A 19713-nucleotide genomic window follows, 5' to 3' on the forward strand; every position below is an offset into this window, starting at 1 on the left:
CCCCGTCGGGTGCCTTGTTAGCTTCAACAGCCATGAAGGTCTCAGTGGTGGCCCCGGTCGCCGATGGTGTCACCGCGGACCCCGACTGGATGGTGGCCTTCGCGCGCCACCTCGAAGCCTGCGGGTTCGAATCGATCGTCGTCGTCGAGCACACCGTGTTGCTCACCCGCTACGACAGCGTCTACCCCTACGACGATTCGGGACGCGTCGGGCTGGCGCCGGACTGCCCCATCCCGGATCCACTTGACCTGCTTGCGTTTCTGGCCGGCCAGACCAACCGCCTGGGCCTGGCCACCGGCGTGCTGGTGCTGCCCAACCACCACCCGGTGGTGCTGGCCAAGCGGGCCGCCACCGTCGACGCCCTGTCCGGCGGCAGGCTGCGCCTGTGTGTGGGTGTGGGCTGGCTGAAGGAGGAACTGGCCGCCTGCGATGTGGATTTCGACAACCGGGGCCGACGCGCCGACGAGCAGCTGGCTGTCATGCGTGAGCTGTGGGCTCAGCGGTCCGGCGGGGCCTCCTTCGCGGGCGAATTCTTCAACTTCGAGAATGTCATGTGCTACCCGAAACCCGTTGCGGGGGAACGACTCCCGATTCACATCGGTGGGCACAGCCGGGCCGCCGCGCGCCGCGCCGGACGCCTCGGCGACGGGTTCCAGCCGCTCGGGGTGACCGGGCCGCGTCTCGCGTCGCTGATCGCGCTCATGCGCGACGAGGCGGAGTCGGCGGGCCGAGATCCGGCGGTACTGGAAGTGTCGCTGGGCCACGCCGTCACCAAGATCGATGCCGAGCGCGCGGCCGCCCTCGCCGATCAGGGCGCCGACCGTCTGGTGCTGGCCATGCCGCCGACCACCGATATCGAGCAGGCCAAGGACCTGTTGTCGGCGTGTGCGCAACGGCTGTCCCTGAAATCATGACGCTGTCAGCCGACCAGCGCGCGGCGCTGAGCGATCTGGTGCACCGCTACGCCGCCCACGTCGATGACCGTGAATTCAGTGCTGCTGCAAGCCTTTTCACCGCCGACGCCGAACTGGTGGTGCCGGCACCGCCGGCCGATCTGTTGCCGATCCATTCGCATCGCGGCCGCGACGCCGTCACGGCCGCCGTGGCGGTTGTCGCAGCCGTCGCCCGCACCGAGCACGCGATCATCGGCGAGGTGTACGACGCGGCCGCGCAATCCGGCGCCGCGCGCGGGCGGATCGCGTGCGTCGCGCACCACTGGAACGAACGCGACGCCGAGCTGGTGGACGTGGCGTGGCACCTGCGCTACGACGACGATTACGTGCTGACCGACGCGGGCTGGCGGATCAGCCGCCGGGCTTTGACGGTCCACGCCATCGAGACCCGCCCGGTGCGCCGGCTGCTGCCGCACGGCCCCGCCTAGCGTGTTGGCAGCAGATTATGCGCACACTCACAGCAAAACTCATCGGTTCGTATCTGCGGCACAAATCGACGTTTTCTTTGGGTAGGTGCGGCTAACGTCGTTGGGTCTCGGCGGGATTTTGCGCACTCGGCGCGCGTACCGCCCACCGAACCCCGTGCAGGCGCCGCGAGGCGGGCCGTCGATCCCGATTGACTCCAATTAATCCAGGTTCATTCGTGTAATTTCGGCCGCGTGACGAACACCGTTGATTCCGCGGGGACCGGTGGAGGGCGAGCAGCACAGCCCGGCTCGGTATCGACGCTGGCAGTGGGCACGCCGCTGACGTCCAATCCGGACTACCGCAACGAGATTCACACTGCCGAAGACATCATCGATGTGGACCACTACGGTGGCGGCTTCGACCTCACCAGGCGGGCCACCGCCCCGAAGCTGCGCATCGGCCGCGACCGATGGTTCAACCTGCTGTGGCTGATCCCTATCGGGTTTGCCGTGCTGATCGCCGGGATCGCGGTTGGCAAAGGCCTGCACAACATGCCGGCGGTGCAGTCGTTCATCCAGCGCTACCCCGGGTCGGACAGCGCCGGCGTACCCCCCGGCCTGCCGGCGTGGATCGGCTGGACGCATTTTTTCAACCTCTTCATGATGATGTTCATCATCAGGACGGGGATCCAGATTCTCTGCGACCATCCCCGGCTTTACTTCAGCCGCAACGCGACCCCGGGTAAGGACGAGTGGCTGCGGGTGGGGCCGCCGGTCCCGGACGACGAGCTGTGGACCGCCAACGCCGACACCGTCGCTCTGCCACCGCAATTGGGGCTGCCCGGCTTCCGGCACTCCATCGGCCTGGCCCGCTGGTGGCATCTGGGCATCGACGTGTTGTGGCTCGTCAACGGGGCCGTCTTCTACGTGCTGTTGTTCGCCACCGGTCAGTGGCGCCACATCGTGCCGCTGAGCTGGGACGTCTTCCCGAACGCGGCGTCGGTGGCCATTCAGTACCTGTCGCTGGACTGGCCGACCGACAACGGCTGGGTCGCCTACAACGGCCTGCAGCTGCTGTCCTACTTCACCACCGTCTTCATCGCCGCCCCGGCCGCGCTGATCACCGGTCTGGGCATGTCGCCCGCGCTGTCCCAGCGGGTGCACTGGCTCAGCAAGCGGCTCAGCATCCAGCACGCCCGGTCGCTGCACTTCGTGGTGCTGGTCTACTTCCTGTTCTTCATCCTGGTGCACGTCACCATGGTTCTGACGACCGAGGCGCTGCGAAACCTCAACCACATGTTCGCCTCCCGCGACGACAACAGCTGGATCGGTTTCGGCATCTTCGCCGCGGCCATGGTACTGACCGCGATCGCATGGGTTTGGGCCACTCCCTTCACCATTCGCCATCCCCGCGTGGTGCAGCGGGTCGGCTATGCCCTGGTGGGTCCCTTCCAGCGGATGCTCGAGCAGCTGGACCCCAAGCCCGGCGCCTTCACCGACAAGGACATCTCGCCCCACCACTGGCGCAACGGCCGCCTGCCGGAGACCGTCGAGTACAAAGAGCTGGAGCGCGACGACTTCAAGGACTGGCGGCTGCGGGTCTACGGTCTGGTCGAGCACCCGATGGAATTTTCGCTCGAGGACCTGATGGCGCTGCCCTACCACGAGCAGATCAGCCAGCACTTCTGCATCCAGGCGTGGTCGGGCGTCGCCAAATGGGGTGGCGTGCAGATGAAAACGATCATGGACATCGTCAAGCCGCTGCCCGAGGCGAAATGGGCGGTCTTCTATTCGATGGGGCTGGGTGCCACGGGCGGCATCTACTACAACGCCCACCACATCGGCCAGATGGACCACCATATGACGATGCTGGCCTACAACATGAACGACCAGCAGCTCCCCTACATGCACGGCAGACCGCTGCGGCTGCGCAACGAATTGCAGCACGGCTTCAAACTGGTGAAGTGGATCAAAGGCATCGAGTTCGTCGCCGACTACCACGACATCGGCAGCGGTTACGGCGGGTACAGCGAAGACCACAAGTACTTCGGGCGTCACCAAACACTCTGAGCCGCGGACGCGCGTCACCTCCGGCAAGTCGTTTGTCCGAACGGCCATACGGGTAGCACCAACACATCGGCCGAAACGGATGTGACAGCAGAGGAGACGCCATGAGGCACAATCCTGTCGGCGACCAGCGGACCACTGACCGGTATGCGCGCGGATCGGCGCCTGCCGCGGCGCAAAAACCCGGGCTCGTGGTGGTCGCGGCGGCCGCGCTGGCGTTCGTGGTGTGCGTGACGAATTTCGCGCTGGGTGAGGCCGGCGCCGGTGTTGCCGCCGCCATCATCTCGATGCTCGCGTTCGGGGCCGGCCTGTCCTGGCTTGCGATGGACCGCAGGCGAATTCGCGATGCCGAGCGGCAGTGGGTGATCAGGCACCCGGCGGCCCGGTAGACCGACTACCGCAGGGCCGCGAGGTTGTTCACGGACTTTTGCACGTCGGAGCGCAGCACCCGGGCGACCAATCCCCCGACCGGCCCGCTGAGCAAACCGCCACCGAGATCGGCGGTGAGGTGGAACGTCGACCCGGGGTGATCGTCGGTGACGCTCATCGCCACCGTGAGGCGGATGCCGCCGCGTCCGCGACCCCGCAGCTCAATCGCTTTCGGCTCGTCGTACCGGGTGACTTCCCAGTGGATGACGTTGCGGAAGCCCTTGACCTTGACGCACGACGAGACACAGGTGCCCTTCTCGATCGTGTCGGGCACCGGCCCCCGCCACCCGGCGAAAATCGTCATCCACTCGTCGAATCGATCCAGGTCGGACGCCAGCTTCCAAGCCGCCTCCGGCTCTACCTGCGACGACACCGAGACATCTACGCGAGCCAACGTCTTCCTCCCCTGGTCAATCAGAAACGCCGTCGCCGCACGTGCCGGCGACAAACACACAACCGTGGCTGAGTACCCCGACACCGTCACGCGTATTCGTCGGCCCGGACGCTCAGGGCCAGGCCTGGTCCAGCTGGTGAGCCACGTCGATGATCTGCGCCGCCTGCGACTGGGGCGCGTCGATCTCGGTGGCGACGTAATGCGCGATGAACCGCCGGATCTCACCGTCGACGCCGGCCAGGATCCGCAGCACCTCGCCGCGGATCGACTTCGACGAGACGTTGACGGTGATGTCGGAGGGCCGCGGCTTGGCGACGTCGACGATCAACAACAGCGGCTCGGCCGCGCGCGCGGTCGCGCGCAATTGGATGTCCCCGGAGACCACAAATCGCTGCTTATCAAGCCACAGGTCGACCAGCAGGTCGATCGACAGGGGAATGTGGATGACGAAGGTGATGCTGTCGCCGAGCCGGCGAGTGACCCGCGGGTCCTGAATCTTGACATTGGCGCTGACTTTGGCGATCCCGCCCGGCCCCTGCGCTATCGGCTCCATGGCGAACTCGCTGCCGGCGATGTCGGCGAACGCGGCAGCGACTCGCTCGGGGGTGACGGCGACCTCGAAGAACCTGCGGCCAAACTCTTCGTAGGTGACATAATCGTGATTCGTCATAGGCTTATACCGTCTCATGTCACCTGCCGGAACAGTCGCTGATCTGCTCGCGTCGCAGGATTTCCGCGACAGATCCTCCTCTCGTTTCCTCCTCTCGTTGAACCAGCAAACCCGATCGGTGCCCGGTGGCCGATCTGCGTCGATCCGACAGGTTTTGTGAAGCGCGCCACAGGCGGGGCGCTTCGATTCGATGTGTCGGGCGGTAGCCTGCAAGGCTTGATCGTGGAGGTGTTCGGAGTCTCATGCCCCAGGAAGTAACGGAGCAGCGCACGGGCCTGGCCCAGGTGTCGGGGGTGCTCATCTGGCTTGGCGGCGGACACCGGCGCGAACTGGGTGAGCGTCACGAACGGTCCGCCCACGCCGTCGCCGGCGCGGTCGCCTTGCTGGGCGCGGTGCTGGCCTGGCTTGTCGCGACCCTGGCGATCTGCGGGTCGGCCCGCTGGCCGCTGCCGGCCGTCGTCCCGTTCACCCTCGTCTTCGGCCTGCTGGTCGGCGCCATCACGCGCGGCACGATCCCGGGGCCGGACCGCAGCCACCCCGGCCTGGTCGGACGCGCCGCGGTGGCGGCCGCGGTGGGCGTCGTCGTCGGTGAGCTCGCGGCACTGGTCATTCTGTCCAGCTCCATCGACCATCGGCTCGACGAACGGGCGTTGGGCAACTCCGAATCCGCCCCCGCCGTCGCGCAGGCATCGGCGTCGCTACAGCAGACCAGGGATGCCCGCTCCGCACTCGACGCCGCCGTCGCGCAGGCCCGGGACCGCCAGGACAAGGCCTTGGTCATCGCCCGCTGCGAGTACCACCCGACTCCGGGCTGCCCGCAGACCCGGATCACCGGGGATCCCGGGGCTGGCCCCGAAACACATACGGCCAACGGCCTTCTCGCCGATGCCCAGCACGAACTCGACACCGCGCTGGCGGCCCGGGACAGCCGCGCACCGGACCTGGATGCCACGATTTCGCGACAGGAGGCGGCCCTGCGCGACGCGCGGGACGCCGTCGTGGCGGATGCGGGCCGGGGCCTGGGCGCGCGCTGGGTCGCGATGAATGACCTCACCTTCGCCGAGGCCGGCGCAATGAGCCTGCGGGTGCTGACGGTCGCGCTGTGCGTGCTGCTCTACCTGACGCCCCTGATCCTGGGGTTGTGGCGGGGCGAGACAACCCACGATCGCCGCGCCACCTCGCGCGCCGAGCGCGAACGCGCCGAACTCGACGCGGACACCGCCGTCGCGGTCAAGCGGGCCGAGGTGCGCCGCGAGGCCGAAATCCTCTGGGCCGAGCACCAACTCACGCAGGCACGGCTTGCCATCGAGGCGCAGACCGAGATCGACCGCGAGCAGCAACGCCGCCGGGTTTCCGAAGCCCTGGATGCTCCGGCGCACACGCCGTCGCAGCGGGCCTTCGAGCCGGCCGACGACGACGTGTACCTGCCGATCGCCGCCGAGGCCGAGGCGGCCAGCCGGGCGCTCACCCAACTGCCCGCGCCGGAGCCGGCCACCGACCTGGGTAGTGCCGAGACGCCGGACGTTCCGGAGAACCTGCCCGCTCCCCTGCCGCCCGGCGGCGAGATCGAGGCCCACGAGGAACGGAATGCCCCGTTGATCCCGTCGATTCCGGATGCCACCAAGGCCGCGGCCCGCTGGATTCGCCCGCTGGTGCCGCCATTCGTGGCCAAGGTGATCGACACCACCACCCAGCCACTGCGTTCCGCGCGCCAGGTGTTCGAAGGCGTCCTCGAAGAGACCGAAGAGATCACGTTCACGCTCAAGCGCAGCCGCAAGGTGACGGTCAACTCCGAGGCCTCGGACACCGAGCTGTCCGACCGGCCCGCGAGAACCGAAACTCCCTCGGCACGAACGGAGTTCGTCGCCTCGTCGCGGCAAGAACCCGGCAGCCGAGCGCACCGGCGGGTAACCGGTCGCCATTCTCAGTCGTCCTTGCCACAACGGGCCACAGACGACGCGGACCGCTTGTCGGTGGAGTCCGCGGAAGACGGCCCTCGGCGTGCGCTGACGAAGCGGGACGGGCCGCCCGAATTGGGTCCGCCGGACGGTCCGCGCCAGCTGCCGCCGGCCTAACTGCCCAAACCCTCGCGGCCGCGTTCGTAGAAATTTCGCACCCGCGCCCGATTGCCGCAGTCGGCCGTGCTGCACCACCGCCTGTTCTGGCGGCGGCTGGAATCGAGGAACAGCCAGCCGCATTCATCGTCGGCACAGCGCTTGATGCGCGAGCGTGGAACGGCGGTAAGCAGGTTCACAGCTTCGATGGCCAGCCGGTGTAGCGGCGACTGCAACAGCAGTGCTGAGTCCTGCCACTCGACGACATCCACACCGACGGCAAGACGCTTGACGCGCAGCGCGGACCGGAAAGCGGCGGCCACTGTGTCGGCATCGCGAGTCGATTCGCGCTCTGTCCAGATGCCATGCAGCGCCTCCCTGACGTGCCGCGTCCGACGCAATGTCTGCGCGGCCGCCTCCCTTGCTGACGCGGCGCGCTCGGCAAGGACATTCGCCTCGCGGCTGGACAACACCTCCGCGTGATGCGCCCACGCCACCAAGTCGAGATAGTCCGACAGATAGTCCGTACGACGACGTGGGTCACCCCGCCACGCCACCGTGTTGACCAAGTCGACCGCGGGATGACCCCCGCGCAGCTCGAGATTGGTCGCGTCTGACCGCGCCATGACCATCATCCTAATGGGTAACTGCTCGATTGCCCATTAGACAATCCGGGTACTTGCCGAGTCATGAGGAATCCATCGCGAGAACTTACCGACCGAATCGGATTGGCCTGCGGCGCCCTTTGCGTGTCGGCATCGGCAGTGCTGCTCAAGTTGGCCTCGACGGCACCTGCGACCGCGACAGCCGGGCGTTGCTTGATTGCGTTGCCGGTGGTTGCCGCACTCGCCATCCCGGAATGGCAACGCGGTCAGCGCTTGTCGCGTCGAGCGCTCCTATCAGCTGTCGTCGGCGGCGCCTTGTTCGCCGGTGACATGCTGCTGTGGACCCAGGCGATAACAGAGGTCGGCGCGGGCCTGTCGACGGTTTTAGTGAACACCCAGGTCGCCGTGGTGCCGTTGCTCAGTTGGCTAATCGACCGTGAACCGGTGTCCCGCCGATTCACGCTGGCACTGCCCGCGCTGCTCGTTGGCGTGCTGCTCGCGGGCGGACTACTCGAGCACGGGATAACGGGAACGGATCCCACCCGCGGAACCATTCACGCGGTCGGCGCGGCGCTCTGCTATTCCGGATTCCTCTTTCTCCTGAGACGCGGCGGCCAAGCCGGCCACCCCATGCAGACCTACGGTGTCGTGCTGGTTGCTTCCGCATTTGTGGCGGTCGCGGTCGGACCCTGGTGGCACGGCTTTGACGCGTGGCCGGGCTGGCGCGCGCTCAGATGGTTGACCCTGGTAGCGGTCACCGGTCAATTGCTCGGCTGGCTACTCGTCGCCTTCTGCTCGGCCCGCCTACCCAGCACCGTGAATTCGGCGCTGCTCCTGCTGACGCCCGTGGGCGCAGTGGCGCTCGGGACAGTCATGCTTGGGGAACGCCCATCGACCCTGCAACTGGCCGGGTGCGCTCTAATCCTCGTCGCCGGATACGTTGGGGGCGCAGGGGTTTCCACGCGAATGGCCAACGGACGACGTCGCGGCGCACCCGAGGAAAGCGGTGACCGGAGCGCCCGAGCGTCCGAGGCCCACGAGTAGCGAGTTCAGGCCCGGGCGGTTCATTTCCTGGGCGCCCTTGCGGCCGGCGTCGTCTCCATCCAACCGGCACAAAGATGCGCCCGCGGATGCCACCGGTTGGGGGGCGGCGGTCTCAGCGAAGCAGGTTGATCCCGTAGTCGGGCTCCGGGCCAGACCGAAGCGGCGCGCGGCTCATCCGCCAGCGCCGGACGCCTCGTCCCCGCGTCGGCCAGTGCAACCGGAGCCCGAAAGCGCCACCCTCGGGACGCGCTTTCGGGTCGATGTTGCTGCCGATGTTGTTGTAGTTGGAGGCGGCCGGGTTACCCCTCGAAAGCTCGGCCGCCCCAACGTCTTGGCGCGCGCTCAACTGGTCAGAGCGGCGGATTTGAACAGCTGCCCCCACTCATGGCGGGCCGCGGACTGCGCGTCGACGAAGCTGGGAGTCTTCTCGCCGTCGCCCGCCAGGTGGACGAGTGCCCACGCCATGGCGAATACCGGTACTTTGTGCCGGATTGCTGCGCCGTGCAATTCGTCCAAAGCGGCGTCGGAAGGACACCGGCGAAGACCGATGAGGATGCCCCGCGCGGTGTCGAGGATGCGACCGGAATTCGGGCCGCACGAAGTTTGGGCGGGGACCCAGTCCGTCGTCATGCTATTGATACCTCCTGCTGCGCCCTCACGAAACCACTACTCGGGTAGCGGCAGGAATCCGTGCGTTACGCTTCGTCGCGGCCGCAATCCCCAAAAGGCGCCCTGTGCAATGATTTGCGGATCCGTCGCGTTGTGCCAGTCCATCATTGACATTGATATGCGGCTGTGACCGTTTCGGAATCGGCCGCTCATCAACAAAATTCGCGACGCGTGGTAGCGAAACAGGCTGTGAAACAGCGTGATTAGTTGCTGACCTAGTCCGTCGGGCTTCCTACAGAATCGCCCCGGCCTGCTTCGCCTTGGCGATGTCGTCCCATTCCAAGTCCAGTTCCAGCAGGATCTCTTCGGTGTGTTGCCCGTGCTCCGGGGCACGCGCGGGAGACGGTGGTGTCTCATCGAATTGGACTGGCGCGGCGACGATTCGGTACTTCTCGCCCTGATCGTCGACATTGGTGATCACATACCCATTCGGTTCGACCTGCGGGTCGTTGAGGGTTTCCCGTGGGGTCGCGAGCGCACCCCACACGCCTGGCTCGTCCTCGAGCACCACCTGCCAGTGCGCGAGGTCGTGACTCGCGAATCTGTTCGCCAGCAGCTCGGTGGCCGCTGCCGCATTGGCGATCAAGTTGCTGGATGGGACGAATCGCTCGTCGTCGGCGAGTTCCGCCAGACCCATGCGCTCGCAGAAGCCCACCCAGAATTTGTCGGGCTGTAAGAACACCAGCTGGATCCACCTCTCGTCTTTCGTCTTGTACCGGTTGACGAGCGGATTGATGGCCAGACCCGGCGGTGCGCCCGGGATGCCATCGATGCCGAAGAAGTCGGCCGCACAAATCGACGGCGCTATCGACCACATCGCCTGCGCCAGCAGCGAAGAGTCGACAATCGCCGGTTCGCCGGTGCGTTCCCGGTGAAACAGCGCGGCGCACACCCCGCCGGCCAGCGTCGCGCCGCCCTGGAGGTCACCGAAGCCGGGCCCCTGGACCGCGGGCGTCTCGCTGCCGAATGGGGTGAGCGTGTAGGCGACGCCGCCGCGCGCCAGATACGTCGCCGCATCGAATCCGCCGCGATCGCGGTCGGGACCGCGGACCCCCAGCCCGGTGCCGCGCGCGATGATGATCTTCGGGTTGAACGCGCGGATGTCGTCGACGGTCAGCCGGGCCCGCTCGAGTGCGCCGGGCAGCCAATTGGTCATGAACACATCGGCACTGGCCAGCAGACGGCCGAACAACTCGCGCCCCGTTTCCGACTTGATGTCGATGGCGATGCTGCGCTTGCCGCGGTTGCCCAGCTCGAGGATGAAGTCGGCATCCGGGCGAGCCGCCTGCCGGGTGAACCCGCCGACGACCAGCGCGCGGCCGGGGTCGCCCGTGACGACGCCCTCCACCTTGATGACGTCGGCGCCCCAGTCCGACAGGGCGGCACCGGCGGAGGGCACGTAGGTCCACGACGCCAACTCGACAACCCGCACACCTCGAAGGACTCCGCCGTGCACGTCAGACATCGCCAACCCCCTCGTCACCGCCATTCCTTGCTATTTTAGATATTCTAGCTAGTCTTGGGCGTAGTGATAGCCCATCTGCAGGTCAGCGCAGTTTTTCGTGGAAGTGATGCGATGGAGCCGACCGAAGGTCGCATTCCGACGCCCGCCGCGGTGACCGTGTGCCGCGATGCGGCGCGGACGGGCGAAAAGTCGATTCAATCCCGCCGCAATATCAGTCGTGACAACGAATCCCGTTGGGCCCCAATGCGGGTCGTGATGTAGACACGCGGACGAAGGACGGGCGATGGGCAGAGTGACGGGCAAGGTGGCCGTGATCAGTGGCGCCGCGCGCGGTCAGGGCCGCTCACATGCGCGGATGCTGGCCGCCGAGGGTGCCGACATCATTGCCGTGGACCTCTGCACGGACATCGACACCAATGAGTATCCCCTGGCCCGCCCCGAGGACCTGGACGAAACGGCACGGCTGGTGGAGAAGGAGGGCCGGCACGTCCACACCGCGATCGCCGACGTCCGCGACCGCATCGCCCTGTCCGCGGCCATCGACGAGGGCGTCGCCGAATTCGGGCACCTCGACGTCGTGGTCGCCAACGCCGGCATCTGCCCTCTGACGGCGGGCCTGCCACCGAAGGCTTTCGCCGACGCGGTGGACGTGGACCTGGTGGGCGTGCTCAATCTCGTCCACGCCAGCCTCAAACACCTGCAGTCCGGCGCATCGATCGTCGTCATCGGTTCCAACGCGGCCTTCATGTCGTCGATGAACACCACCGGCATCGACGGGGGCCCCGGCGGGGCCGGCTATGCCTTCGCGAAATTGGCTGCTGCGCACTATGTCAACGACTTCGCCCTGGCGCTCGCCCCGTTCTCCATCCGGATGAACGCGGTGCATCCCACGAACGTCAACACCGACATGTTGCACAGCCCGCCGATGTACCGCGCCTTCCGGCCCGACCTGAAGGAACCGACCCGCGAGGATGCCGAACCCATCTTCCCGTTCGTCCAGGCGATGCCGATCCCCTACGTCGAACCCGAGGACATCAGCGAGGCGGTGCTGTTCCTCGCCTCCGACGCCGCCCGCTATATCACCGGCCAGCAGCTCCGCGTGGACGGCGGCGGTTTCCTCAAAGTCAAGCCATGGTCGGGCGCATGACCGCGATGGCACCAAACAGACCGCGCCGCAACGGGGATACGCGATGACCGACGACCGCTCCGTCCAACGGCGCCTCTACGCGCTCATGGTGCTGATGAAGGCGGCCGACGACCGGCTGTCCAAGGGCATCGGCACCGGGGAGTTCATGTGCGTGTACTGGCCGTCGCGCGGCCAGGAGGCGATCGCAGCCGCGATGGGTGTCGCGCTGCGGCCCGACGATCAGCTGGTGACCACCTACCGCGGGCTGCACGACCTCATCGGCAAGGGGGTGCCGCTCGAGGAGATCTATGGCGAAATGATGGGCCGCACCGTCGGGGCGAGCCGGGGCAAGGGCGGCACCATGCACATCGCCAAACCCGAAGTCGGCGTGATGCTTTCGACCGGCATTGTCGGCGCCGGGCCGCCGGTGGCCGTGGGACTGGCGATGGCCGCCAAGCGCAAGGGGCTCGATCGGGTCACCGTGGTGAGCTTCGGTGACGGTGCCACCAACACCGGTTCCTTTCACGAGGCCGCCAACATGGCCGCGCTCTGGTATCTGCCGATGGTGTTCGTCTGCCAGAACAACCTGTACGCGGAGATGACGCCAACCGGTGACACCATGAAGCTCGAGCGGGTGGCCGATCGGGCCGCCGGATACGGGATGCCGGGTGTGCGCGTCGACGGCAACGACCCGCTGGCGGTGAGAGCCGCGCTCGAGGAGGCGCTGCGGCACGCACGCGACGGCGCAGGCCCAACCTTCATCGAGTGCGTGACATTCCGCTTCCGCGGCCACTACTTCGGCGACCGGATGCCCTACATACCCGCCGAAGAACTCGAGGCGGCGATGGCCGCCGACCCGGTGCCGCGCTTCCGCCGGCACCTCGTGGACACCGGCGTGTGCGGCGAGGACGAACTCGCGCAGATCGACGAGGAGGCGGTGGCCACGGTGGAATCCGCGCTGCAGACCGTGATGAACGCGGATCCAGCGACGGCGGACGAGCTCGACCGGGACGTGTATGCGACCCCGATCGGGTTCCCGGTCTGAGGATTTGGCGATGGACGACGAAGAGATGACGATGCGCGAGGCGCTGAACCTCGCGCTGGATCAGGCGCTCGCGGCCGACGATCGGGTGTTCCTGCTCGGCGAGGACATCGCCGATCCCGGCGCATCCGGGCCGACCGCGGGGCTCTCGACCAAGTACGGCCACGAACGCGTCCTGGACACCCCTATTTCGGAGGCCGCGATCCTGGGTGCGGCCATCGGGGCCGCCATCGACGGTCTGCTGCCCGTGGCCGAGATCATGATCATGGATTTCATCGGCATCGCCGCCGATCAGCTGATCAACAACGCCGCCAAACTGCGGTTCATGACGGCCGGACGAACATCCGCGCCGATCACCGTTCGCACCCAGGTGTACGCCGGCCTGGCCACCGGTGCGACGCATTCGCAGAGCCTGGAAGCGTGGTTCATGCACATCCCCGGGATGAAGGTGATCGTGCCGTCCACCCCGCGCGACGGCAAGGGGCTGCTGACGTCGGCGATCTTCGACCCCGATCCCTGCCTGTTCATCGAGACCATCCGGTTGCAGAGCAAGAAGGGTCCAGTCCCCGTCGAACCCGGCTTCTCAATCCCGCTGGGCCAGGCCGAGATCAAGCGGCCCGGCACCGACGTCAGCCTGATCGGCTACGGACGCTGCGTGCACGACGCGCTCGCCGCCGCGGCCACGCTGGCCGAACAGGGTCTCAGCGCCGAGGTCGTCGACCTGCGCACCCTGGTGCCTCTCGATGTCGAGACCATCGTCGAATCCGTCCGGCGCACTCGCCGGGCCGTCATCGTGCACGATGCGGTCCAATTCGGCGGTCCGGGAGCCGAAATCGCCGCAACGCTGTCAACCGAACTGTTCGGCGAACTCGCCGCCCCCATTGAGCGGGTCGCCGCGCGGTTCGTGCCGAACCCGGCCGCGGCGGCGCTCGAGGCACAGGTGTATCCGTCGCCGGCGCGCATCGTGGCAGCGGCCCAGCGCACCTGTGAGAAGGCGAAGGTGCATGGCTGACTTCATCATTCGCATCCCACGCGTCTCGGTGGCGGTTTCCGAGGCCGAACTCACCGGCCTGTTGGTCGGGGCGGGTGAGCACGTCGAAGCGGGCACGCCCATCTACGTGATCGCCACCGAAAAAGTGGAACAGGAGATCGAAGCGGGAGCATCCGGCACCGTGCGCTGGACGGGCCAGGTCGGGACCACCTACGACATCGGCGCCGAAATAGGCGTCATCACGACGAAGAAAGGGTAAGCCCTATGGATCTCAACGAGACCCGCGAGAGAATCATCTTCGAAAAAGAGGGCCCGATCGCCCGCATCACCCTGAACTGGCCGGAGAAGGCCAACGCTCAAGACCAGAAGCTGGCCGAAGAGGTCGACGCCGCGCTGCTGGACGCCGACCGCGACTACGACATCAAGGTGCTGGTCCTCAAGGCCAACGGCAAGGGCTTCTGCTCCGGGCACGCGATCGGCAACAACGCCGTCGATTATCCGTCGTTCGTGGAGAACGCCATGGTGACGGGCCACCCATGGAAGGCGCAGTCGGACCTCTTCGTCAAGCCCACCCTGAACCTGTGGGAATTCTCCAAGCCCACCATCGCGCAGGTGCACGGCTACTGCGTGGGCGGTGGCACGCACATGGGCCTGACCACCGACATCGTCATCGCGTCGGAGGACGCCTACTTCTCCTACCCGCCGCTGCAGGGGTTCGGCATGCCATCGGGCGAATGTTCCATCGAGCCTTGGGTGTTCATGAACTGGCGCCGCGCCGCCTACTACCTGTTCACCGCGGAGGTGATAGACGCCAAGAAGGCGTTGGAGGTCGGCCTCGTCAACGAGGTCGTCCCGCGAGACAAGCTCGACGACCGCGTCGACGCGATCGCCCGCCACATCGCCCAGGCACCATTGACGACACTGATGCTCACCAAGGCCAACCTGAAGCGCGCCTGGGAGCTGATGGGCATGCGGGTGCACTGGCAGAGCTCCAACGATCTCGTCGCGCTCGCCTCGATCAGCAAGGACGTGCAGCAGCTGATTCAGACCGTGTTCAAGGACAAGGTGCTGCCGTCAGAGCACGCCCGCCGCCAGGCCGCGGCCGCCGCCCACACCGACGGCGCCGCAGCAACATAGGCCCACCGGTGAACATCGCCGATCACGCGATCACAGCCCCACAGTCGCCGGCACTGGTGACCGACGGCGGCGCGATCTCGTTCGGCGAACTGCATGCCCGCAGCCAGCGGGTGGCCGCTGCGCTGCACGAGGTGGGGCTGCGCCGCGGCGACGGTGTGGCCCTGGTCCTGCCGAACCGGCCGGAGTTCTTCGAAATAACCTGGGGCGCTCAGCTTTCCGGCCTCTACTACACCGCGGTGAACACCCATTTCCTGCCCGACGAGGTCGGCTACGTCATCGACGATTCGGACGCCAAGGCGGTCTTCGTCGATGCCTCGATGTCCGAATTGGCCGCGCACATCCGCGAGGCCAACGCCGCGGTGATCGCCCACATCGCGGTCGGCGGACCCTTGCCGGGCTGGCGATGCTACGAGGACGCGTTGGCGGCGGCGGGCGACGCCCCACCGGCATCGGACGGGTCGGAGATGCTCTATTCGTCCGGCACCACCGGACGGCCCAAGGCGGTGCGGCGGCCGCTTCCCGTCGACGGCAACGGATCCTGGGCGCAGTCGGTGCTCGAGCTGGCGCTCATCCACAAGTACGGGATGGGCCCGTCGAGTGTGTATCTGTCGCCCGCGCCGCTGTATCACGCGGCAGGGGTGAACTACACCATGGCGGCCAACCGGGTGGGCGCCGCGTCGATCCTCATGCGCAAGTTCGACGCCGAAACGGTGTTGCGTCTGATCGAGACCCACCGGGTGACCCACGCGCAGTTCGTGCCGACGATGTTCGTGCGCATGCTCAAGTTGCCCGCGGCGGTCCGGGAACGCTATGACGTGTCGAGCCTGCGGTGCGTCATTCACGCGGCGGCGCCGTGCCCGGTCGATGTCAAACACCGGATGATGGAGTGGTTCGGGCCCATCATTCACGAATACTACGGTGGCACCGAGGGATTCGCGGGGACCACGATCGGGCCGCAGGATTGGCTCGCGCATCCCGGTTCGGTCGGGATTCCGATGGCCCCGGTGCACGTGGTCGGCGAGGACGGGCAGGAACTGCCCGTCGGCGAATCCGGCGAGCTCTATTTCGAAGGCGGGCCCGACTTCGAATACTTCAAGGATCCCGCCAAGACCGCATCGGTATACAACGACCGTGGATGGCGATCGCTCGGCGATATGGGCTATGTCGACCGGCACGGGTTCCTGTATCTCACCGACCGGTCCACGTTCATGATCGTCTCCGGCGGGGTCAACATCTACCCGCAAGAGGCGGAGAATCTGCTTGTCATGCACCCGAAGCTGGTCGACGCGGCGGTATTCGGCGTCCCCAACGACGAATTCGGCGAAGAGGTCAAGGCCGTCGTGCAGCCGGCCGACGGCGTGGTCCCCGGACCCGAGCTCGCGGCCGAACTCGTCGAATACTGCCGTGCCCACCTGGCCGGGTACAAGTGCCCGCGCACCGTCGAATTCGACACCCTGCCCCGCGACCCGAACGGGAAGCTCTACAAGAGACGCATCCGCGACCGTTACTGGCAGGGGCGGGTATCGCGGATCTTGTGATGTGACACAAGGGATGACGAGATGGCTATAGGAATGGGCAACGAGATCTCCAACACCTCGCGCCGGCCGGGGGCGAATTGGACGCCGCTACCGGTGCCATGGGCGGTCCAGACCGCCGATCGAATCCCCAAGCAGCGCTACTACGACCCGGACTTCTACGCACTGGAAGCGGAGATGTTCTGGCCGCGGGTATGGCAGATGGCGTGCCGGCTCGAGGAGATCCCCAAGCCCGGCGATTTCGTCGAATACGAAATCCTCGACGAGTCGATCATCGTGGTCCGGGTGGACGGCGACACCGTGCGCGCCTACCACAACGCCTGCCGCCATCGCGGCGTGAAGCTGGTGGAGGGCAACGGGAATCGGCGCACCTTCGTATGCCCATTCCACGGCTGGTGCTGGGGCATCGACGGCCGCAACACGTTTGTCCTGCAGCCCGAGGCGTTCGCCGCAGAGAACATGGCCGACGACGACCTGCGGCTGGTGTCCGTGCGCTGCGAGCTCTGGGGTGGTTGCGCGTGGATCAACCTCGACGACGACGCACCGGCTTTGCGTGACTGGATGGAGCCGTTCGCGACGATCTACGACGCGTGGCAGGTGGAATCGCTGCGCGTGGAGTGGTGGCACTCGTGCCTGCTGCCGGTGAACTGGAAACTGGCGACCGCGGCGTTCATGGAGGGCTACCACGTCCCGCAGACCCACCCGCAGCTGCTGCCGTCCGCGCAGACCGGCGAGCCTTCCGCGGCAGTGCATCCCGTCGTCGCGAGCAGCCTGTATTTCATGCGCACGCTCGGTGACGGCATGGGTGGCATGACGCACGAAAACGACATCCGCATCGCCGAGGGCCTGCAGAACATCGAGTTGCCGGCCGACGCCGCCGCGGCCATGGCGGCGTGGCGCTGCGCGCTCAACGACGCCGTCGTCAACTGGCACCGCGCCCGCGGCAGCGGCATGCCCGATCTCAACGACCTGGTCCGCCGCGGGATCACCGACGCGATCGGATTCGCCTTCCCGCACCACTTCATCCTGCCGACCTACAGCAGCGCATCGTCGTATCGCATCCGTCCGCTGGGACCCGAGGAGACGCTGTTCGAGATCTGGTCCCTCACCCGGTTCCCGGCGGACGCCTCGGCGGGCAAACCCACGCCGCCCGAACCGATGGCGCCCGACGATCCGCGCTGGCCGCCCATCCCCGCCCAGGACTTCTCCAACCTGCCCAGGCAGCAGAAGGGGTTGCACTCCAAGGGCTTTGAATTCATGCGCCTGTCCGACCAGATCGAGGGCCTGATCTCGAATTTCGAACGGGTCATCGACGGTTTTCTGGCCGGCCTGCCGTACGCCACCCTGCTGCCCGCCATCCAGAAGACCAACACCACCATCGATGTACCGATCGCCGATCTCGGCTTCGGCTCGGAGACGCCATGACTACTCGGTGGGACCACTCCGCGGACCTGGTCATCGCGGGCAGCGGCGGGGGCGGCATGGTCGCCGCCCTGGCCGCGCTGGACTGCGGGCTCGCACCCCTGATCATCGAAAAGCAGCCGCTGGTGGGCGGCTCGACGGGGCTGTCGGGCGGCATCGTCTGGCTGCCGAACAACCCGCTGATGCGGGCCGATGGCATCGCGGACTCGCACGAGGACGGCCTGGCCTATCTGGCCGACGTGGTCGGCGACATCGGCGCGCCCTCCTCCCCCGAGCGACGCGAGATGTTTCTCACCGCCGGCTTCGAAATGATCAACTTCCTCACCCGCAAAGGTGTCCAACTGATCCGGTGTGCGGGCTGGAGCGACTACTACCCGAACCACAAGGGCGGCAATGCGTCCGGCCGCGCCGTCGAGGGCATTCCGTTCGATGCCGCGAGGCTCGGCACGTGGCGCGACAAGGTGCAGCCGCCGCTGGCCAAGAACTATGGATATGTGGTGCTGACCAACGAACTACGGTCCGTCCAGTATTTCAATCGCGCGCCGCGCGCCTTCGCCGTCGCATCGCGGGTATTTCTGCGCACCGCGCTGGCGCGGGCCCGGGGACGCCGGCTCCTTACCAACGGAGCGTCGCTCATCGCTCAAATGCTCAAGGCGCTGATCGATCTCAGCGACTCGAATCCCCCGCTATGGACCGATGCCGCGATGGCCGACCTGATCGTCGACGACGGCCGGGTGGTGGGCGTGCGTGTCGTGCGCGACGGGCGGCCGGTCAACGTCGAGGCCCGTAAGGGAGTCCTGTTGGCCGCCGGTGGTTTCGGCCACAACAAGGAGATGCGCCGCCGCTACAGCGGTAACCAGCCCAACGAAGGGAAGTGGTCGATCGCCAACGCCGGCGACACCGGCGAGGTGCTCGAGGCGGCGATGCGACTGGGCGCCAAGACCGACCTGCTGGACGAGGCATGGTGGCTGCCTTCGGTTTTCATCGCCAACGGTGGTGCCGTCGCCGCGTCGCTGGGGTCCGGACGTCAGCGCCCCGGCGCCATCTACGTCGACTCCACCGGGAGGCGGTTCTGCAACGAGTCCAACTCCTACGTCGAGGTCGGCAAGGCGATGTATGCGAACAAGGCCGTGCCGTGCTGGATGATCTTCGACGAGGGATACGTGCGCCGATACGTCACCAGCGCGAATCCCCTGAAGCGCAATCAGCCGCTGCCTCCCGAGCTGATCGAGTCCGGCGCGGTCAAGCGCGCCGCGACGATTTCCGACCTGGCCCGCGAGATCGACCTTCCCGCCGATGAATTGGCAGCCACGATCCGGCGGTTCAACCACTTCGCGGCCAGGGGGCTGGATCCCGACTTCGGCCGGGGACAGTCGGCCTACAACGACTGCCTCGGCGACCCCGGGTACCGGCCGAACGCCGCCATCGGTCCGCTGGACACCGCCCCCTACTACGCGACTCGGGTGCTCCCCGCCGACGTCGGAACGTGCGGCGGCGTGATCACCAACGAGCACGCCCAGGTTCTCGACGAACACGATCGGGTGATCGAGGGCTTGTACGCGACCGGCAACACCACCGCGACCGTGATGGGCCGGACGTATCCGGGCGCCGGTGCGAGCATCGCCAGCTCGATGGTGTTCGGATACGTCGCCGCCCGCCACGCGGCGGGACGCAAGCTCGCCGGCGAGATGAGCCGCTAAGCG

19 protein-coding genes are annotated in these 19713 nt (G+C 67.0%); 14 read left to right on the forward strand and 5 right to left on the reverse strand.

All coding sequences use genetic code 11. The features are described from left to right. Window positions 1-32: 32 nt before the first annotated feature. The 4 genes from A5760_RS12605 (at window position 33) to A5760_RS12620 (ending at window position 3816) form a co-directional block, all read left to right on the forward strand. Window positions 33-914, forward strand: a complete 882-nt coding sequence (locus A5760_RS12605; RefSeq protein WP_064881157.1) for an LLM class F420-dependent oxidoreductase — start codon at window positions 33-35, stop codon at window positions 912-914. After that, the gene (locus tag A5760_RS12610; protein WP_064881159.1) at window positions 911-1381 is read left to right on the forward strand and encodes a nuclear transport factor 2 family protein; all 471 of its coding nucleotides are present in this window, start codon (window positions 911-913) and stop codon (window positions 1379-1381) included. The genes A5760_RS12605 and A5760_RS12610 overlap by 4 nt, the downstream gene beginning before the upstream one ends. A 306-nt stretch (window positions 1382-1687) precedes the next feature. After that, window positions 1688-3430, forward strand: a complete 1743-nt coding sequence (locus A5760_RS12615) for a molybdopterin-dependent oxidoreductase (protein WP_064881161.1) — start codon at window positions 1688-1690, stop codon at window positions 3428-3430. A 101-nt stretch (window positions 3431-3531) separates the two neighbouring features. Further along, on the forward strand, window positions 3532-3816 hold the full coding sequence (locus A5760_RS12620) for a hypothetical protein (RefSeq protein WP_064881163.1): 285 nt from the start codon (window positions 3532-3534) through the stop codon (window positions 3814-3816). Window positions 3817-3821: 5 nt separating this feature from the next. On the opposite strand, the gene A5760_RS12625 is transcribed toward A5760_RS12620, so the two are convergent. Together A5760_RS12625 and A5760_RS12630 are read right to left on the reverse strand one after the other, a co-directional pair. After that, window positions 3822-4250, reverse strand: a complete 429-nt coding sequence (locus A5760_RS12625) for an SRPBCC family protein (protein WP_064881165.1) — start codon at window positions 4248-4250, stop codon at window positions 3822-3824. Between the two features lie 112 nt (window positions 4251-4362). After that, window positions 4363-4920, reverse strand: coding sequence for a hypothetical protein (locus tag A5760_RS12630; RefSeq protein WP_064881166.1), 558 nt, complete (start codon window positions 4918-4920; stop codon window positions 4363-4365). Window positions 4921-5162: 242 nt separating this feature from the next. Here A5760_RS12630 and A5760_RS12635 point away from each other — a divergent pair, with 242 nt between their 5' ends. Beyond that, complete coding sequence (locus tag A5760_RS12635; protein WP_064881168.1) at window positions 5163-6995, forward strand: DUF4407 domain-containing protein; 1833 nt, start codon at window positions 5163-5165, stop codon at window positions 6993-6995. Here A5760_RS12635 and A5760_RS12640 read toward each other — a convergent pair. Beyond that, the gene (locus tag A5760_RS12640; protein ID WP_082279446.1) at window positions 6992-7609 is read right to left on the reverse strand and encodes a CGNR zinc finger domain-containing protein; all 618 of its coding nucleotides are present in this window, start codon (window positions 7607-7609) and stop codon (window positions 6992-6994) included. The genes A5760_RS12635 and A5760_RS12640 overlap by 4 nt on opposite strands. A 54-nt stretch (window positions 7610-7663) precedes the next feature. Between A5760_RS12640 and A5760_RS12645 the strand changes: the two genes are divergently transcribed. Further along, window positions 7664-8623, forward strand: coding sequence for a DMT family transporter (locus A5760_RS12645; RefSeq protein ID WP_082279447.1), 960 nt, complete (start codon window positions 7664-7666; stop codon window positions 8621-8623). 342 nt (window positions 8624-8965) lie between these two features. Here A5760_RS12645 and A5760_RS12650 read toward each other — a convergent pair whose 3' ends face one another. After that, window positions 8966-9253: an ANTAR domain-containing protein gene (locus tag A5760_RS12650; protein WP_064881172.1), complete on the reverse strand. Its 288-nt coding sequence runs from the start codon at window positions 9251-9253 to the stop codon at window positions 8966-8968. A gap of 271 nt (window positions 9254-9524) precedes the next feature. Next, entirely contained in the window at window positions 9525-10757 is a 1233-nt protein-coding gene (locus A5760_RS12655; RefSeq protein ID WP_064881174.1) for a CaiB/BaiF CoA transferase family protein, read from the reverse strand. Between the two features lie 283 nt (window positions 10758-11040). Between A5760_RS12655 and A5760_RS12660 the strand changes: the two genes are divergently transcribed. The 8 genes from A5760_RS12660 to A5760_RS12695 are packed head-to-tail and all read left to right on the forward strand — an operon-like array spanning window position 11041 to window position 19710. Further along, window positions 11041-11904 carry a mycofactocin-coupled SDR family oxidoreductase gene (locus tag A5760_RS12660; protein WP_064881176.1) on the forward strand — a complete coding sequence of 288 codons (864 nt, stop codon included), beginning with the start codon at window positions 11041-11043 and terminating at the stop codon, window positions 11902-11904. Window positions 11905-11947: 43 nt separating this feature from the next. Next, entirely contained in the window at window positions 11948-12928 is a 981-nt protein-coding gene (locus A5760_RS12665; protein ID WP_064881178.1) for a thiamine pyrophosphate-dependent dehydrogenase E1 component subunit alpha, read from the forward strand. 10 nt (window positions 12929-12938) lie between these two features. Next, a complete protein-coding gene (locus A5760_RS12670; RefSeq protein WP_064881180.1) occupies window positions 12939-13937 on the forward strand; it encodes an alpha-ketoacid dehydrogenase subunit beta in 999 nt (332 codons plus the stop codon). Further along, a complete protein-coding gene (locus A5760_RS12675) occupies window positions 13930-14175 on the forward strand; it encodes a biotin/lipoyl-containing protein (RefSeq protein ID WP_064881182.1) in 246 nt (81 codons plus the stop codon). The genes A5760_RS12670 and A5760_RS12675 overlap by 8 nt, the downstream gene beginning before the upstream one ends. 5 nt (window positions 14176-14180) lie before the next feature. Then, the gene (locus A5760_RS12680) at window positions 14181-15053 is read left to right on the forward strand and encodes an enoyl-CoA hydratase-related protein (protein ID WP_064881183.1); all 873 of its coding nucleotides are present in this window, start codon (window positions 14181-14183) and stop codon (window positions 15051-15053) included. 8 nt (window positions 15054-15061) lie between these two features. Next, on the forward strand, window positions 15062-16591 hold the full coding sequence (locus A5760_RS12685) for an acyl-CoA synthetase (protein WP_064881185.1): 1530 nt from the start codon (window positions 15062-15064) through the stop codon (window positions 16589-16591). A 33-nt stretch (window positions 16592-16624) separates the two neighbouring features. Continuing rightward, window positions 16625-18013, forward strand: coding sequence for an aromatic ring-hydroxylating oxygenase subunit alpha (locus A5760_RS12690; RefSeq protein ID WP_064881187.1), 1389 nt, complete (start codon window positions 16625-16627; stop codon window positions 18011-18013). Further along, window positions 18010-19710, forward strand: coding sequence for an FAD-binding protein (locus A5760_RS12695; RefSeq protein WP_064881189.1), 1701 nt, complete (start codon window positions 18010-18012; stop codon window positions 19708-19710). Before A5760_RS12690 ends, A5760_RS12695 begins: the two co-directional genes overlap by 4 nt. The last annotated feature ends 3 nt before the right edge of the window (window positions 19711-19713 follow it).

This window comes from Mycobacterium colombiense, from assembly GCF_001665835.1.
GTDB classification, from domain to species: Bacteria; Actinomycetota; Actinomycetes; order Mycobacteriales; family Mycobacteriaceae; genus Mycobacterium; species Mycobacterium colombiense_A.

Bases quoted from the DNA above. Each gene is read 5' to 3' on its own strand.
- A5760_RS12605 (WP_064881157.1), top strand. From the start codon at position 33: ATGAAGGTCTCAGTGGTGGCCCCGGTCGCCGATGGTGTCACCGCGGAC.
- A5760_RS12610 (WP_064881159.1), top strand. From the start codon at position 911: ATGACGCTGTCAGCCGACCAGCGCGCGGCGCTGAGCGATCTGGTGCAC.
- A5760_RS12620 (WP_064881163.1), top strand. From the start codon at position 3,532: ATGAGGCACAATCCTGTCGGCGACCAGCGGACCACTGACCGGTATGCG.
- A5760_RS12630 (WP_064881166.1), bottom strand. From the start codon at position 4,920: ATGACGAATCACGATTATGTCACCTACGAAGAGTTTGGCCGCAGGTTC.
- A5760_RS12635 (WP_064881168.1), top strand. From the start codon at position 5,163: ATGCCCCAGGAAGTAACGGAGCAGCGCACGGGCCTGGCCCAGGTGTCG.
- A5760_RS12640 (WP_082279446.1), bottom strand. From the start codon at position 7,609: ATGATGGTCATGGCGCGGTCAGACGCGACCAATCTCGAGCTGCGCGGG.
- A5760_RS12645 (WP_082279447.1), top strand. From the start codon at position 7,664: ATGAGGAATCCATCGCGAGAACTTACCGACCGAATCGGATTGGCCTGC.
- A5760_RS12650 (WP_064881172.1), bottom strand. From the start codon at position 9,253: ATGACGACGGACTGGGTCCCCGCCCAAACTTCGTGCGGCCCGAATTCC.
- A5760_RS12655 (WP_064881174.1), bottom strand. From the start codon at position 10,757: ATGTCTGACGTGCACGGCGGAGTCCTTCGAGGTGTGCGGGTTGTCGAG.
- A5760_RS12660 (WP_064881176.1), top strand. From the start codon at position 11,041: ATGGGCAGAGTGACGGGCAAGGTGGCCGTGATCAGTGGCGCCGCGCGC.
- A5760_RS12665 (WP_064881178.1), top strand. From the start codon at position 11,948: ATGACCGACGACCGCTCCGTCCAACGGCGCCTCTACGCGCTCATGGTG.
- A5760_RS12670 (WP_064881180.1), top strand. From the start codon at position 12,939: ATGGACGACGAAGAGATGACGATGCGCGAGGCGCTGAACCTCGCGCTG.
- A5760_RS12675 (WP_064881182.1), top strand. From the start codon at position 13,930: ATGGCTGACTTCATCATTCGCATCCCACGCGTCTCGGTGGCGGTTTCC.
- A5760_RS12680 (WP_064881183.1), top strand. From the start codon at position 14,181: ATGGATCTCAACGAGACCCGCGAGAGAATCATCTTCGAAAAAGAGGGC.
- A5760_RS12690 (WP_064881187.1), top strand. From the start codon at position 16,625: ATGGGCAACGAGATCTCCAACACCTCGCGCCGGCCGGGGGCGAATTGG.
- A5760_RS12695 (WP_064881189.1), top strand. From the start codon at position 18,010: ATGACTACTCGGTGGGACCACTCCGCGGACCTGGTCATCGCGGGCAGC.